Genomic DNA, 15,008 nt, shown 5'->3' on the forward strand with positions numbered 1-15,008 from the left:
AATTTTTGTGGTATGACCGGAGGGGAGAGATATTCGCTGGCACAAAAACGCTAACTGGTGTCGCTATAGAATGCGTAAAGAAGGTTTATTAACCACCTCGCAGTTGAATGGATTTTATTTTGTAACGGAATACCCCCCCGGTGCATTTACTTCTACTTCATCACCGACTTTTTTTAATAATAATGATTTGCCTACCGGTGATATGAGATATCTTTTTCTCCTAAGCTATTATGAAAGGGATTCACTATGCAAAACTTAAAAACTTCCTGGGTATCCAAGTCTTGAAATTCAACTTCACTACCGACAGTGACAAAGGGGACTTGACCGCCCGCAGTTTGTGACTTATTTCCTCGACTTCTACCAAGTGTTTGACTAAATTTTCAAAGGTAGCTTTCGACAAGGTAACCTTAGCCAATTTAATTCCTCACAACATTTGCCCATTAAATGGAAAATCCCATATAAAGCGTAAGGGCGCTTCGCCATAGTATTTTCAAAAACAATCAATAACAGTAGGTAATGTACCATGACCAAAGTGGCGTACCCCAACCAAGGCGGGCTGCCCTGCGCTTTAACTCCCTAACGTTCTTTTCGGTAACTGGAGAACTCAAAGCCTTTGATGTTTCTAAAGAGCAGGGCCAGGCATGCCCCATCAGAGAACAGTGCTTTACCAGGAAAACCTCTAGCATTGCCCGGCCATAGAACGCAAGCAGGCAGAGATGGTACACCTTGGAGCCCGCAAGGCCCGTTAGTTCGGCCTTATCAAGGTGCGGCTGCAAATGCTTTTTATAGCGGCGACGGTGAACTACTGGCGTTTTCTTTCTCGACCTTTCACTTCCCTACAAAACGCCGGACTGCAGCACGGACCAAAGTGGAGTACCCCAGCCCCAGGCGGGCAGCCCTGCGCTTTAATTCCTCAACGTCTTCTTTCGGTAACCGGACGGTTACCGATACCAGAGAACGATGAGGCTTTTCCCTGACCTCCTCAAGGCCCTCGAGTTCACTTAAATCTGTCCGGTCGAAGAAGTTGGCCAGGGCCTGGAGATCGTCTGTATTGGGCGGGAATTTCTTCACTTCTTTTTCCTCCTTTCATAGCGACGGCGCTCTACAGGTACCATATCGCGGGCAGTAACAGGCATGGCGATGCCGTTACCTTCATCTAGTAATACCACTACCAGATACCTGCCGCCGGCGGTACGGCCCAGGGCATAATAAATATACTTGTCGGCGCGGCTCTCAGACCTGGGCCCACGCAGGAGCAGGCAGCGCGGGTCGTCAAAAACGGCCTCTTCTACTTCTTCGGTATTAATGCCATGCTTTTTCTCAATATGTGCTATTCGATCCGGGCGCCAATGGAGAGTATGAAACAAGACGTCCCCTCTCCTTTGTATTACATCGTAATACAAAAGGAAGGAAAAAACAAGTCCTTAGATCGATAGACAAATTATAACAATAACCACCAACCAAGAGGATTCTTGCCAGTTGTGTCGAAAACAACCCATGTGGTTGTTTTTTCTTTTTCCCCTGGAGGTGCTGGTTTGAGTTTAATCCAGTTTTATAATGTTACCAAGGTTTACCCGCCGCATATTACCGCCCTGGATGATATCAGCGTGAAGATAGATAAAGGCGAATTTGTCTTCCTGGTAGGACCCAGCGGGGCAGGTAAAACGACCTTTATCCGGCTCCTTTTCCGGGAAGAAGTGCCCACCAGGGGGCAGATTCTCATTGGCGGCCGGAGTATTGCCCGTCTGAAAAGGAGTGAAGTGCCCTTTTTGCGGCGCAATATCGGCATCGTTTTCCAGGATTTCCGTTTACTACCGGAATGGACTATTTTTGAAAATGTAGCCTTTGCCTTACGCGTGATAGAAGTTTCTCCCCGGGAAATTAAACCGCGGGTCGAAAAGGCCCTGGAACGTGTGGGCTTGAGTAACCGGGCGCGGATGTTTCCCCACCAGCTGTCCGGCGGTGAGCAGCAGCGGGCGGCCATCGCCCGGGCCATCGTCAATAATCCCCGCATCTTGGTGGCCGATGAACCTACCGGCAACCTTGACCCGGCAACGTCCAGGGAAATAATGAAACTCCTGGAAGAAATCAACCACCTGGGAACCACCGTGATCATGGCCACCCATGCCTGGGATATTGTCAACAGCATGCGCAAGCGGGTTATTGCCCTGCAACATGGCCGGCTGGTACGGGATGACCGGGAGGGGGCTTATGGTTATGAAGCTTAGAACGGCCGGCTATTTCTTCAAACAGGCCGGCATATCTTTGTGGCGCAATTTCTGGATGAGCCTGGCGGCGGTGGCCAGCGTGGCCATCTCCATGTTTCTCCTGGGAGCCTTTTTGCTCCTGGTCTTTAATGTCAACTATATTGCCGCTAACCTCCAGTCTAATGTCGAAATCGCCGTCTTTCTCCAGGTTGATACCCCGCGCCAGGCAGCTTACCAGGTCCGGGACCAGGTTAAGGCCATGCCCGGCGTGACGGAGGTTACCCTGGTACCTAAAGAAGAAGGTTTGAAGCAATTAAGCCAGCAATTTGGCGGCGAAGAGGAACTCTTAGGGGCTACCGGTGGCGTCAACCCCCTGCCCGACTATTTGCGGGTCCGGGTGGCCGACCCGGAAACCATTCACGAAGTGGCGCGGTCCATTGCGAACCTGCCGGGAGTGGAAAAGGTAAATTACGGCCAGGAGGTTGTCGATCGCCTATTTGCGGTGGTACGCTGGTTGCGCTGGCTGGGAGCAGGCATTGTCCTTGTCCTGGGGCTGGGGGCCCTCTTCCTGATAATCATCACCATCCGCCTGACGGTTTACTCCCGCCGGCGGGAAATCAACATCATGAAGTATGTAGGTGCTACCGACTGGTTTATTCGCTGGCCCTTTTTCCTGGAAGGCCTTTTCTTAGGGCTGGTGGGTTCAGGGTGTGCGGCCCTGGCCATTTATGCCGGTTACAGCATGATCTTAACCAGGGCGGGGTCGGCCCTGGTTTTCATACCCCTCCTCAATGACCGGGGACTGTTATTAAACAGCGTTTTGAGCCTGGTGGCCGGAGGTGCCCTGGTAGGAGCCCTGGGCAGCCTCCTCTCCATCAGGCGTTTCCTGAAGGTCTGATCTAGCGCAGAAGGGAGGTGAAGCCATGCGCGGTAAAGTTACGGTCTGGTTGATCCTGGCGGTTTTTGCCCTGGGTATCCTGCCGGCCTATGGTGCTACCCTGGAAGAACTGAAAAAGCAGCAACAGCAAATCCAGAAGAATATCGAGGACCAGCAAAGGCTCCTGGAGCAGAAGAATGATGAAGGCGAAGCCCTCCTCCGGCAACTGCAGCAATTGGAGCAGGAGATCAAGGAAAAGGAGGCCCAGATAGCCAGGCTGGACCAGGAATTGAACGCCGCCCAGGCACGCGTCCGGCAGGTAACCCTCGAGCTGCAGCAGGCCGAAGCGGCTCAGGAAAAACGCATGGATATACTGCGGACCAGGCTCAAGGATATCTACCAGGTGGGCCAGGTAAATTACCTGGAAGTCCTCCTCCAGTCCACCAGCCTGGAAGATTTCCTGGTGCGCATGGAACTCCTGGCCAAGATCGCCCAGGGTGATATGAAGCTCATTCAGGAAATCAAGGCTGAAAAGGAAAAGATTGCCGTCCAGAAGGCCCAACTGGAAGCCGAGCGGGATAAGATTGCCCAGCTCCGGCGCCAGGCCGACGGTGAGCGGGTGCAGCTGGCTTCCCGCCAGGAAAGTCGGCGGCAGCTCCTGGCCCAGGTCGAAGCGGAGAAAAAGCGGGTCGCCGCGGCTCTGGATGAAATGGAAGCCCTAGCCCGCCAGATTGCCGCCAAAATCCGGGCCGAACAGGCCAAAAGCAAGCGCCAGTTATCACCAGGGGGTACAAAGGGTATGCTCTGGCCGCTACCCGGTTATACGGATATTTCTTCTCCCTTTGGCTGGCGCATCCATCCTTTGCTGAAGACCAGGCGCTTCCATGACGGCGTTGACCTCCCGGCTCCAACAGGGACGGAGATCATTGCCCCGTTAGACGGCCAGGTCATATCTACCGGCTACCTGGGGGGGTACGGCAATCACATTGTCATCGATCATGGCGGGGGGTTGTCCACCATGTACGCCCACCTGTCGGCAATCCTGGTCCGGGAGGGCCAGGAGGTAAAGAAAGGCCAGGTAATTGGCCGGGTAGGTTCAACGGGTTGGAGTACAGGCCCCCATCTCCACTTTATGGTCCTGCTCCAGGGTGAGCCCACCAACCCCATGAATTATTACTAATCTCTATCCCTGCTACATAAATTAAAGTATGGGTTCAGGGAATGTTTTATAGCAGGCGGTGGTTGGCGTGGCAAAGATCTGGCGACAGGTTACCAACGGGCTACTGGTCCTTTGTGTTCTGGTCACCCTGGCCCTGGGAGTGGGGGTGGCAACCCACTTCCAGGAAGTAGAGCAGCTGGTTAAGACCTATACCCTGTTGCGCTTCCAGGCGCTGGAGCCTATCAATACGGACAAGCTCATGGAAGGGGCCATCAGGGGCATGGTGGATGCCCTTGATGACCCTTATTCTACTTATCTTGATGCTAAAACTTACCGGCACCTCCAGGAAAGCGTTGCCGGCAGTTACGGTGGCGTTGGCCTTTTGATTACCCTGGATGAGAAAGACAAGAGGCTGATGGTGGTTTCTCCCTTTAAGGGTACTCCGGCCCAGCGGGCGGGGATTAAAAGCAGGGATTATATCGTGGCCATCGACGGCCGCGATACCACCGGCATGGACCTGGAGACGGCCTCCAACCTGATGCAGGGGCAGCCAGGCACCAGGGTCGAACTCACTATCCTCTCCGCAGGCGAGAGTAATCCCCGCAAGGTAACCCTGACCCGGGAGATTATCAAGGTACCGACGGTGGATGGCAAAATACTTCCCGGCCATCCCGGCACCGGTTATATCAGCTTGACCATGTTCAATGAACAGACGGCCGGCGACCTGGGGCGGCAGCTGAACGAACTGCGCCAGCAGGGGATGCAGAAGTTGATCCTAGATTTGCGCAATAACCCCGGCGGTGCTCTGCCGGCGGCCGTCGATGTGGCCAGCTATTTTGTGGCTAAAGGGCCGGTGGTTTATATCGCTGACCAGAAAAATACCGAAGCCCTCATGGCCCGCGGGTATGCCCAGCCCTTGCCCCTGGTGGTTCTGGTGAATAAAGGCAGCGCCAGCGCGGCGGAGATTGTGGCCGGGGCCATCAAGGATAGCGGCAGCGGCATCCTGGTAGGCGAGACGACCTTCGGCAAGGGCATCGTCCAGACTATTTTTCCCTTACCCGGCGGCGCCGCGGTGAAGATTACCACCCACAAATACCTGACCCCGGGCAAGCATGATATAAATAAGAAGGGGATTACTCCTGATTACGTAGTCCCCATGGACCCCCAGCTGGAACAGCAGGTCCTGGCCCACGCCCCGGACCTGGAGCGGGATGTCCAGTTGCAGAAGGCGTTGGAGGTGCTGGGGAAATAGGGTATACTCCGGAAAGAATCTCGAGAACCCAGTGACCGGCGGCAGTGCAGATAATTATTCAGAAGAGAAAAAGGACTCCCCGGGGGCACATGTTATAATTTAGATAGTGCCCCCCTTTTTATAACCGGAACAGGGAGGAGGAAAACTGATATGCGCCGCATCCTTTTTGTCATCGACATGCAGAATGATTTTGTCGCCGAAGGTGGGGCTTTAAGTTTTCCCGCTGCCAGGGAAATAATACCTTTTATAACAAGTAAAGTGAAAGAAGCCCTGTCCCAGGGGCAGGAAGTGCTTTTTACCCTTGATACCCATGCCCCCGGTGATGCCGAATTTCAAAAATTCCCGCCCCATTGTTTAGAGGGGACTTCCGGCCAGGCCCTGATCCCTGAATTACAGGCGCTAATTGCCCCTTATGAGGAGACAGGGCAGATTAAATTTCTCAAGAAGAACCGCTATAGCGCTTTCTTTAACACCGATTTAGATGCCTGGCTGGGGCTGACGCCTGGCAGCCCTATGGAAAAGGTGAGCCAGGTCGACCTGGTGGGCGTATGTACTAACATTTGCTGCTTTTTTACGGCTGAAGAGCTGGCCAACCGTGATATTCCTGTCCGCGTCCTGGCAGAAGGTATGGCTTCTTTTGACCTCGAAGCTCACCGCTGGGCCCTGAACCAGATGCGGCAGGTTCTGGGGCTCCAGGTGGTTGAATAATGGCCTGCCAGAGTTAACCGGGAATGGGAGTGCCTTTTGCTCTTAACAGGAGGCCAGCTCTGGAGTAAGAGAGTTGTCTTTAGCCTGGTATATGCCGGCATACCTGGAAGCCGGCTGGCAAATTACTAGTGGGACTGAGACAGAGAGTTACCATCGGGTCCGGTACGGAACTGGAAACCCGACGAAAGAATAGCTGTTTTCTGGAGAGGAATCATATGCCGGAAAAGCTACAACTGGTGGCAAAAAACTGCTATATTTACCGGGCTGGAGACAGCCCGGTAGCGATTCATGTTTACCTGAGCCAAAAGCTCCGGGCTGATTTTACCGAGGCTGAGGCCCTGGAGCAGCTTTATAATGCCTCCCTTTTACCCGGGGTAGTCGGGCCGGTTATTGGCATGCCCGATATCCATACCGGCTACGGCCTGCCTATCGGCGGGGTGATGGCTGCCGACTACGAGCGAGGAGTCGTCTCCGCTGGGGCAGTGGGGATGGATATTAACTGCGGCGTGCGGTTATTGACTACCAGAATCCCGGCTGCGGAAATAGAACGGGCTATACTTACAAAGCTGCTGGCGGCCATTGCCCGGAGGGTGCCGGCAGGGGTGGGGCGGGTCAGCCAGGTCAAAGAGCTGCGTCGGGCTAGCCTGGAAGCCGTTGCCGCCGGCGGCGCCAGGTACTTCATCCAGGAGGGTTTTGGCCGCGGGGAGGACAGGGAGAGGATAGAAGATGGCGGCTGCCTTTCGGGAGCCGACGTAGCTGCCGTGAGCAAGGAGGCACGGGAGCGGGCCGACCAGCTGGCCACCATCGGCGGCGGCAATCACTTTGTGGAAATCGGCAAGGTGGCGGCCGTCCTGGAGGAGGGGCTGGCCGCCAGGTTCGGGCTCCATAAAGACCACCTTTACATTTTAATCCATACCGGCAGCCGGGGCTTAGGCCACCAGATTTGTACCGATTACAGCAACCTGATGTGGGCTAACGGGGAGCAAAACGGCACGCCGGCACCGGTCAAGGGTCTGGCCTGCGCCCCCATCGCTTCGCGCGACGGCCAGAATTACCTCAAGGGTATGGCCCTGGCTGCCAATTACGCTTTTGCTAACCGCCAGCTCATTACCCACTTTATCCGGGAAGCCTTTGTTGAAGTTTTGAAAAAGCCGGAGGAAGATCTGGGCCTGGACCTTCTCTATGACGTAGCCCATAACATTGCCAAAAAAGAAAAGCATGGCGCAAAGTGGCTTTTAGTCCACCGCAAGGGGGCTACCCGGGCCCTGCCCGCCGGGCATGGGGACAATCCCGGCTGCTACCTGGCAACGGGACACCCGGCCATTATCCCGGGGAGCATGGGGACAGCCTCCTATGTGGTGGTGGGGACGGGCGAGATAAATAAGACTTTCTGCTCGGTCAACCACGGTGCCGGCCGGGTTATGTCCCGGAAGAAGGCCCGGCAGGAATTTTCCCGCGAGGATTTATTGAACCAGCTCGGCGGTGTTGTGGTCGCTGCCCGGGATATTAAATTCTTAAAGGATGAAGCGCCCCTGGCTTATAAAGATATCGATGCGGTTGTCGCTACCCTGGCGGAGGCCGGCCTGACCCGGCCGGTAGTGAGGCTCCAGCCCCTGGGGGTGCTGAAGGGTGAAGGGGAGGAAGCTTAAGTAAAAAATTTTCAGGCTCAAATCTTTGGCAGGCAGGGTTCGCGGCGATTTTTGATGCGTCAGCCCTGGAGGGCCGACGGGACCCTGGTTGTAGAATTAAATCTGGCTTTATGATACATTTGTCCAGAAAGCGGAGGGAAAGCGGAGTGATCCCGGAGAGGGTCCCGGCCATGATGTTAAACTACACTTAACGGGTCGGCCGTCGTCTACCGGCGGGGGCAGAACAATGGTATTATAAAAGTCGTGCGAGCAGGTATGATTTAGATAAAAAAAGCAATGCGTTGAGGTATAATAGAAGCAGGGTAGGAGAAATTTGAGTTATCCTGGACAGACTCGCTGGTTGTTACGAAAAAGGCGTGCCGGGAGAGCTGCCGAGTTGGAGAAAGGGGGCTGGATGCGATGGCAACGGAATTTAGAGGTATAACTCCAGAATTATACCATGCTATTATAGCTATAGTTGATCAGCGCATGGCTGAGATCAAGGTTACCCGCGCAGATTTCGATGATCTCAAAGATGTAGTCAAAGAATTGGCCGAGGCGCAGAAGCGTACCGAGTATAAATTGGAGGAGCTGGCCGAGGCCCAGAAACGCACCGAGGCAAGATTGGAGGAACTGGCCGAGGCCCAGAAACGCACGGAAGCGGAATTGCAGCAGCTGGCGCGCCAGGTGGGTTCTCTTTCCGCTACAATGGGTTTTGGCCTGGAGATATAGCCAGGGTTGTCCTACCTGGTTATCTGGAACGCAATCTGGGTGTAAAGATAGATAAGCTTACCAGGAAATATATAGATGCCGGCGGCGAACCGGTGGAAATCGATCTTTTCGGCCCGGGGAGTAAAGATGGGCGGCCGGTGATGGTGTTGGGCGAGGTAAAGGTACGTATCTACAGCCGGGAGGTAAAAGCTTTTGCCCGTAAAGTGGCCAGGGTACGAGCATCACTCCAGGGCGAAATACTAAAGGTTATGTTCGGCTACCTGATTCACCCTTCGGCTTCGGAATTAGCGACCCGGGAGGGGATAATCCTGGTAGCCTCTTATGAACGCTAAAAATGATTGCTCAAGATACAGGAATTTGTTTTAAGGTTACAGGCGCGAAATATGAACCTGCCAGTGGTCGCCGTAGAGGAAAGGCCTGAAACGCGATGATTTAATGGGGAAATCAATGAATATCAAGGCTTGCAGCAGATTTTAAATGTGTCGAACCTGGTGAGGCCGGCCCGGGGTAGTGTACCCCGGGCCGCTATGATATAATAGCTCCCGGAAGGGGGAAGCGCCATGCCGCCCTTTGTTCTGAAGTCAGATTACCAGCCGCGAGGCGACCAGCCGCAGGCCATTGCCGCCCTGATGGAGGGGTTGCAGAAAGGCTACCGCCACCAGACCTTGCTGGGGGCGACGGGTACCGGCAAGACCTACACCATGGCCCAGGTCATCCAGGCCGTGCAGCGGCCCACACTGGTCCTGGCCCCCAACAAGACCCTGGCGGCCCAGCTCTGCGGCGAGTTCAAGGAGTTTTTTCCCGACAACGCCGTCGAGTATTTTGTCAGCTACTACGACTATTACCAGCCGGAGGCCTACGTGCCCCAGACGGATACCTATATCGAAAAGGACAGTTCCATCAACGACGAGATCGACAAGCTGCGCCACTCGGCTACCGCCGCCCTCTTTGAGCGGCGGGACGTCATTATTGTGGCCAGCGTTTCCTGCATTTACGGCCTGGGCTCGCCGGAGGACTACAGCACCCTGATGCTCTCCCTGCGGGAGGGCCAGGAATACGACCGGGATGCCATTTTACGGAAGCTGGTGGACATCCAGTACAGCCGCAATGACTACGACTTCAAGCGGGGTACCTTCCGCGTCCACGGCGACGTGATTGAAATTTTCCCGGCTTCCTACCATGAGAAGGCCGTGCGGGTGGAAATGTTTGGCGATGAAATCGAGCGCCTGCTGGAGATCGACACCCTGACCGGGGAGGTCCTGGCCCGGCGCCGGCATGTGGCCATCTTCCCGGCCAGCCACTATGTGGTGGAAGAAGGCAAGATGGAGCGGGCTTTAAAAAGCATTGAGGCCGAGCTGGAGGAACGCCTGCAGGAACTGCGGCAGCAGGGGAAACTCCTGGAGGCCCAGCGCCTGGAGCAGCGGACCCGGTTTGACCTGGAGATGATGCGGGAAGTCGGCTTTTGTAAAGGCATCGAAAACTATTCCCGCCACTTGACCGGCCGGGCGCCGGGGGAGCCGCCCTATACGCTACTGGATTACTTTCCCGATGATTTCCTGCTGATAATCGATGAGTCCCATATCACCGTGCCTCAGATCGGCGGCATGTATGAAGGCGACCGTTCCCGGAAAGCAACCCTGGTGGAGTATGGTTTCCGCCTGCCCTCGGCCCTGGACAACCGGCCCTTGACTTTTGAGGAGTTTTGCCGGCACATCAACCAGGTAATCTACGTCTCGGCGACACCGGGGCCCTATGAACTGGAACACTCCCAGCAGGTGGTGGAGCAGATCATCCGGCCTACCGGCCTGGTGGACCCCGAGGTTCTGGTGCGGCCTGTCAGGGGCCAGGTTGACGATCTGGTGGGCGAGATAAATAAGCGGGTGGCCAGGAATGAGCGGGTCCTGGTGACCACCCTGACCAAGCGCATGGCCGAGGATTTGACCGATTACCTGCGGGAAGTGGGCATCAAGGTGCGCTATATGCACTCCGATATCGGCGCCATTGAGCGCATGGAGATCATCCGCGACCTGCGCCTGGGGGTTTTTGATGTCCTGGTGGGGATTAATCTGCTGCGGGAAGGGCTGGACCTGCCGGAGGTTTCCCTGGTGGCCATCCTGGATGCCGATAAGGAAGGCTTCCTGCGTTCGGAGCGCTCCCTGATCCAGACCATCGGCCGGGCCGCCCGCAACGCCAACGGCCAGGTCATCATGTACGCCGACACCATTACCGCCTCCATGCGGCGGGCTATAGATGAAACCAACCGCCGCCGCCAGGTGCAAATAGAGTACAACCGCCGGCACGGCATTATCCCCCGGACCGTCAGCAAACCGGTGCGGGATATTATTGAAACCGCAGTGGCAGAGGAACCGGCCAGGTACCAGGCGAGCAAATCTCAGGCTAAGGAAACTAAGGAAAAGAAGAAGGGCCAGTTTACGAAACGGGAGCTGAAGTCTCTCATCAGCCAGCTCGAGAAAGAGATGCGGGCGGCAGCCAAAAGGCTGGAATTTGAACGGGCCGCCGAGCTGCGGGACGCTATCCTGGAGTTAAAGCTGCAGGCGGGTTAGCACTGAAAACCGCGCTTTTCCCATGTTTCGCGTTCCTTCATGACATAGACGTCTATCTCTTCTCTGGTTTGGCCGTAGAAACCCTTTAATGCTCCGGCCAGCAATGCAGTGTAACTTTTTTACAACTAACAAGTGGTTTTGACAAGAATGGGTGATTAATGTTGCCATTTATCGCCGATTTCCACATCCACTCCTGTTATTCCCGGGCCACGAGCAAAGATGCCAGCCCGGAAAACTTCTACCGCTGGGCCCTTTATAAAGGCGTGACCCTGGTGGGCAGCGGCGATTTTACCCACCCGGCCTGGCGGGAGGAACTGCGGGACAGGCTGGAGCCGGCGGAGGATGGCCTTTACCGCCTGAAGGAGGAATTCTGCCGGGCGGTAGAGGAAGATACCGCCGCCGGAATGCCGGAGGCCTGGTTTAAGGGTGGAGACCCGCTTCGAGGCATTTTTCGCGGCGGATCCAGTTACGTTCCCTCCGGCCTGGACGGGCGGCCCCTTGTGCGTTTCATCATAAGTGGAGAAATCAGCACCATTTATAAAAAAGACGGGCGCACCCGTAAAGTCCACCACCTCATCCTCCTGCCCGATCTTGAGGCAGCGGAAGCCCTCAGCCGCCGCCTGGAAGGGATCGGCAACCTTCATTCTGACGGCCGGCCTATCCTCGGCCTGGACAGCCGCCAGCTCCTGGAGATGACCCTCGAGGCCTGCCCGGAAGCCATCTTTATCCCGGCCCATATCTGGACCCCCCATTTCTCCCTCTTTGGCGCCAACTCGGGGTTTGACAGTATAGAAGAGTGTTTTGAGGACCTGGCTGATTACATCTACGCCGTGGAAACGGGCCTTTCCTCCGATCCGCCCATGAACTGGCGCCTTTCAGCCCTGGACCGCCTTACCCTTGTCTCCAATTCCGATGCCCATTCTCCCCGCCACCTGGCCAGGGAGGCCAACATCTTCAACACAGAGCTTTCCTACCCGGCCATCCGCCGGGCCCTGCAGGAACGGGAGGCGGCTGGTTTCCTGGGAACGCTGGAGTTCTTTCCCGAGGAAGGCAAGTATCACTACGACGGCCACCGGGCCTGTAATATTTGCTGGCCGCCGGCCCGGACGCGGGCGGCAGGTGGAGTGTGCCCCGTCTGCGGCCGCAAGGTGACCGTTGGCGTGCTGCACCGGGTGGAGATACTGGCCGACCGGGAAGAGGGGGTTCGCCCGGAGGGCGCCCGCCCTTACGAGAGCCTGGTTCCCCTGCCGGAGGTGCTGGCGTCAGCCCTGGGGACGGGTACCGCTTCTAAAAAGGTCGCCGCCCTTTACTTTGACCTGCTCCACCGCCTGGGCCCGGAACTGGTAGTGCTGCGGGAGGCCCCCCTGGAGGCCATCGCCCGGGTGGCCGGGTCGCCGGTGGCTGAAGCCGTCCGGCGCATGCGCGCCGGCGAGGTAGAGAGGCAGCCGGGCTTTGACGGCGAGTATGGCCGGATCCTGCTGCTCCGGCCGGAGGAGAGGGAGTATTTCGTAGGGCAGGCCAGCCTGTTTGGGGAAGCCGAGGAAATTGCTGCCGCAGCAGCTACAAGTACCTGCCAGGCAAGTACAGCCGGGAAAAAGACTAAACCCGGTAAGGCCGTAAAGGAGAACGCAACGGTAAAGGGTAGCGATGCGGCAGCGCAGGCGAGGTGGCCGGCAGACACGGAGGGGTTAGCCGTGCCGGCAGGGGGAGGGGTGACGCCATCTATAGCGGAGGACCCAAGCCAGCCCGCAGGCCCTGCCGGTGAGGAACCCGTTCTGGTTGAGACGGCAGCAGGCCCCGGTGTTCCCCTGGCCGGTCTCAATGAGGAGCAGCGGCTGGCAGTCACCGCCACAGAGGGGCCGGTTATTGTCCTGGCCGGGCCGGGCACGGGTAAGACCCTTTCCCTGGTCCACCGCCTGGCCTATTTAATAGGGATGCGAGGCATTGCCCCCAACCAGATTACGGCCGTCACCTTTACCAATAAAGCTGCCGCCGAAATCCGGCAGCGCGTGGTTGAACTGCTGGGGGAGGCCGGGGGTATTGAGGATTTAACCATCGGCACCTTTCACAGCATTTGCCTGGACCTGCTGCGGTGCTGGCCAGGCCAGAACAGGGCAATGGCCTTTACCTTTGCCGGCAGGGAGCAGCCCACCGTCCTTGATGAGAGCGACGCCAGGAGCATCCTGGCAGAAATCCTGCAAGAAAGCGGGAGGGGCGGCTCCCGCCAGGCCCCGAAGCTGCAGCGGCAGATTTCCCTTCTCAAAAGCCGTGGCCTGCTTCCCTCATCCCCCTGGGTTCCGGAGGACCTGCGGCCAGTTTACAGCGCCTACCAGGAGCGGCTGGCCGAATACGGTGTCATGGACTACGATGATCTCCTGCTCCTGGCAGTTGAGTTGCTGGACGGTTGGATGGCTGCCGGGGAGGACACCCCGGAGGTTAAAAGGCTGCTGGCCCGGTTTACCCACCTCCTCGTTGACGAATTCCAGGACGTTAATCCGGTCCAGTACCGGCTGATCAGGCTCTGGAGCGGCGACGGCGGCAATCTCTTCGTCATCGGCGACCCCGACCAGGCCATCTACGGCTTTCGCGGGGCCAGTAACCGTTTTTTCCGGCAGCTCCAGGAGGACTTCCCGGCTGCACGGGTTTTCCGGCTAACCCGCAACTATCGCTCCACGCCCACCATCCTCCGGGCGGCTGCGGCCGTAATCGCCCATAACCCGCATCCTGGCCTTAAACTTCCGGGCGACAAGGTTCTTGTCGCCGCAAAGGAGGAGGGGCCCCCGATCCTTCACCTGGAGGTCCCCGGTGAGATGGCTGAGGGCATCGCCATTGTCAGGGAGATCGGCCGCCTGGTAGGCGGCACGACCATGCTTCAGGCCCACGGCCAGGGAGGCACGGCACCCATGGAAGTCCCGAGGGGGATGGCAGGGGAAGCCCTCGGTTTTGCCGATATAGCCGTCCTGGTCCGGACGGGGCGCCAGTTAGAGACCCTGGAAGAATGTTTCCTGAAGGAGGGGATACCCTACCGGCTGGTAGGCCGCGAAAGCTTCCTGGAAGACCGGCCCGTCCGGGAGGCCCTGGCCTTTTGTTGGTGCCTGGTCAACCCGGAAGACGATTTTCATATTTATCGCTGCCTCGGTGCGGGCCCCTTTAGCCAGGATAAAAGAGATATTGCGCTGGTCCGGGAGATAGCCAGGCAGATGCATTGCCCGGCCTGGCAGGCCATAGAAAGGTTAACTGCAGGCGAGGTGTCGCCAGGGGCAGCAGTCAGGAAGGGTTTGCAGGCCTTCAGGAATGCCGTGGCGACCTGGAGGACCATAATGCGCCAGGAACCTCCTGAGCGCCTCCTGGCCCGCTGGATGGAGGAGTATAACCTCCAGGGAGTAGAAAACATGAACCGCTTGCTGCGGGTGGCGGCGCGTTTTAACGACCTCCATGCCTTCCTGCGCGGGGTCGTCCTGGCCGGGGAAGCTGACCATGAGCGCTGGGGCAGCAATGTTACTTCCCCCGAAGCAGTAAGCCTGATGACCCTCCATGCCGCCAAGGGGCTGGAGTTCCCCGTGGTCTTTATTGCCGGTGTAGAAGAGGGACTGCTTCCCCTGAAAGAGCGGGAAGCCTCAACCCTGGCTGATAGCGACCTGGCTGAAGAACGCCGCCTGTTTTACGTCGGCCTTACCCGGGCGCGGGATATATTGATCCTGGTATCATCCCGCAGTAGGACTATTGCTGGCAGAAAGGTACCTTTCCGGCCCTCTCCTTTCCTGCTGGAAATACCTCCGGAGTGCCTGGAGAAAAAATTTTGGCCCGGCAGGACAAAAGGCAGGCAGGGAACAGATGATGGGAAATATAAGCAACTGCGCCTGTTTTAAATATGGAGTTAG

13 protein-coding genes are annotated in these 15,008 nt (G+C 56.9%); 10 read left to right on the forward strand and 3 right to left on the reverse strand.

Annotated elements, in window-relative coordinates; all coding sequences use genetic code 11:
* Positions 1–114: 114 nt before the first annotated feature.
* From MOST_RS18570 to MOST_RS11295, 3 genes are all read right to left on the reverse strand, one after another.
* Entirely contained in the window at positions 115–204 is a 90-nt protein-coding gene (locus tag MOST_RS18570; RefSeq protein WP_208974821.1) for a GreA/GreB family elongation factor, read from the reverse strand.
* Between the two features lie 624 nt (positions 205–828).
* A complete protein-coding gene (locus MOST_RS11290) occupies positions 829–1,071 on the reverse strand; it encodes a ribbon-helix-helix protein, CopG family (protein WP_054936174.1) in 243 nt (80 codons plus the stop codon).
* Positions 1,068–1,367: a BrnT family toxin gene (locus MOST_RS11295; protein ID WP_054936173.1), complete on the reverse strand. Its 300-nt coding sequence runs from the start codon at positions 1,365–1,367 to the stop codon at positions 1,068–1,070. The genes MOST_RS11290 and MOST_RS11295 overlap by 4 nt, the downstream gene beginning before the upstream one ends.
* Positions 1,368–1,535: 168 nt before the next feature.
* Between MOST_RS11295 and ftsE the strand changes: the two genes are divergently transcribed.
* From ftsE to MOST_RS11345, 10 genes are all read left to right on the forward strand, one after another.
* A complete protein-coding gene (ftsE, locus tag MOST_RS11300; protein WP_054936172.1) occupies positions 1,536–2,228 on the forward strand; it encodes a cell division ATP-binding protein FtsE in 693 nt (230 codons plus the stop codon).
* Positions 2,218–3,105 carry a permease-like cell division protein FtsX gene (ftsX, locus tag MOST_RS11305; RefSeq protein WP_054936171.1) on the forward strand — a complete coding sequence of 296 codons (888 nt, stop codon included), beginning with the start codon at positions 2,218–2,220 and terminating at the stop codon, positions 3,103–3,105. The genes ftsE and ftsX overlap by 11 nt, the downstream gene beginning before the upstream one ends.
* A gap of 25 nt (positions 3,106–3,130) precedes the next feature.
* Entirely contained in the window at positions 3,131–4,264 is a 1,134-nt protein-coding gene (locus tag MOST_RS11310) for a murein hydrolase activator EnvC family protein (RefSeq protein WP_054936170.1), read from the forward strand.
* A 67-nt stretch (positions 4,265–4,331) separates the two neighbouring features.
* The gene (locus MOST_RS11315) at positions 4,332–5,495 is read left to right on the forward strand and encodes a S41 family peptidase (RefSeq protein WP_054936169.1); all 1,164 of its coding nucleotides are present in this window, start codon (positions 4,332–4,334) and stop codon (positions 5,493–5,495) included.
* Positions 5,496–5,645: 150 nt separating this feature from the next.
* On the forward strand, positions 5,646–6,203 hold the full coding sequence (locus tag MOST_RS11320) for a cysteine hydrolase family protein (protein WP_054936168.1): 558 nt from the start codon (positions 5,646–5,648) through the stop codon (positions 6,201–6,203).
* Positions 6,204–6,418: 215 nt separating this feature from the next.
* Entirely contained in the window at positions 6,419–7,852 is a 1,434-nt protein-coding gene (locus tag MOST_RS11325) for an RtcB family protein (RefSeq protein WP_083476527.1), read from the forward strand.
* A 399-nt stretch (positions 7,853–8,251) separates the two neighbouring features.
* Positions 8,252–8,563 (forward strand): hypothetical protein, encoded by a 312-nt coding sequence (locus MOST_RS11330; RefSeq protein WP_054936167.1) that lies wholly within the window; start codon positions 8,252–8,254, stop codon positions 8,561–8,563.
* Positions 8,560–8,895 carry a DUF8196 domain-containing protein gene (locus MOST_RS11335; protein ID WP_489676596.1) on the forward strand — a complete coding sequence of 112 codons (336 nt, stop codon included), beginning with the start codon at positions 8,560–8,562 and terminating at the stop codon, positions 8,893–8,895. Before MOST_RS11330 ends, MOST_RS11335 begins: the two co-directional genes overlap by 4 nt.
* A gap of 228 nt (positions 8,896–9,123) precedes the next feature.
* On the forward strand, positions 9,124–11,127 hold the full coding sequence (gene uvrB, locus MOST_RS11340) for an excinuclease ABC subunit UvrB (RefSeq protein WP_054936165.1): 2,004 nt from the start codon (positions 9,124–9,126) through the stop codon (positions 11,125–11,127).
* A 158-nt stretch (positions 11,128–11,285) separates the two neighbouring features.
* Positions 11,286–14,996, forward strand: a complete 3,711-nt coding sequence (locus MOST_RS11345; RefSeq protein ID WP_054936164.1) for a UvrD-helicase domain-containing protein — start codon at positions 11,286–11,288, stop codon at positions 14,994–14,996.
* Positions 14,997–15,008 lie beyond the last annotated feature (12 nt).

The organism is Neomoorella stamsii (assembly GCF_002995805.1).
GTDB classification, from domain to species: Bacteria; Bacillota; DSM-521; order Neomoorellales; family Neomoorellaceae; genus Neomoorella; species Neomoorella stamsii.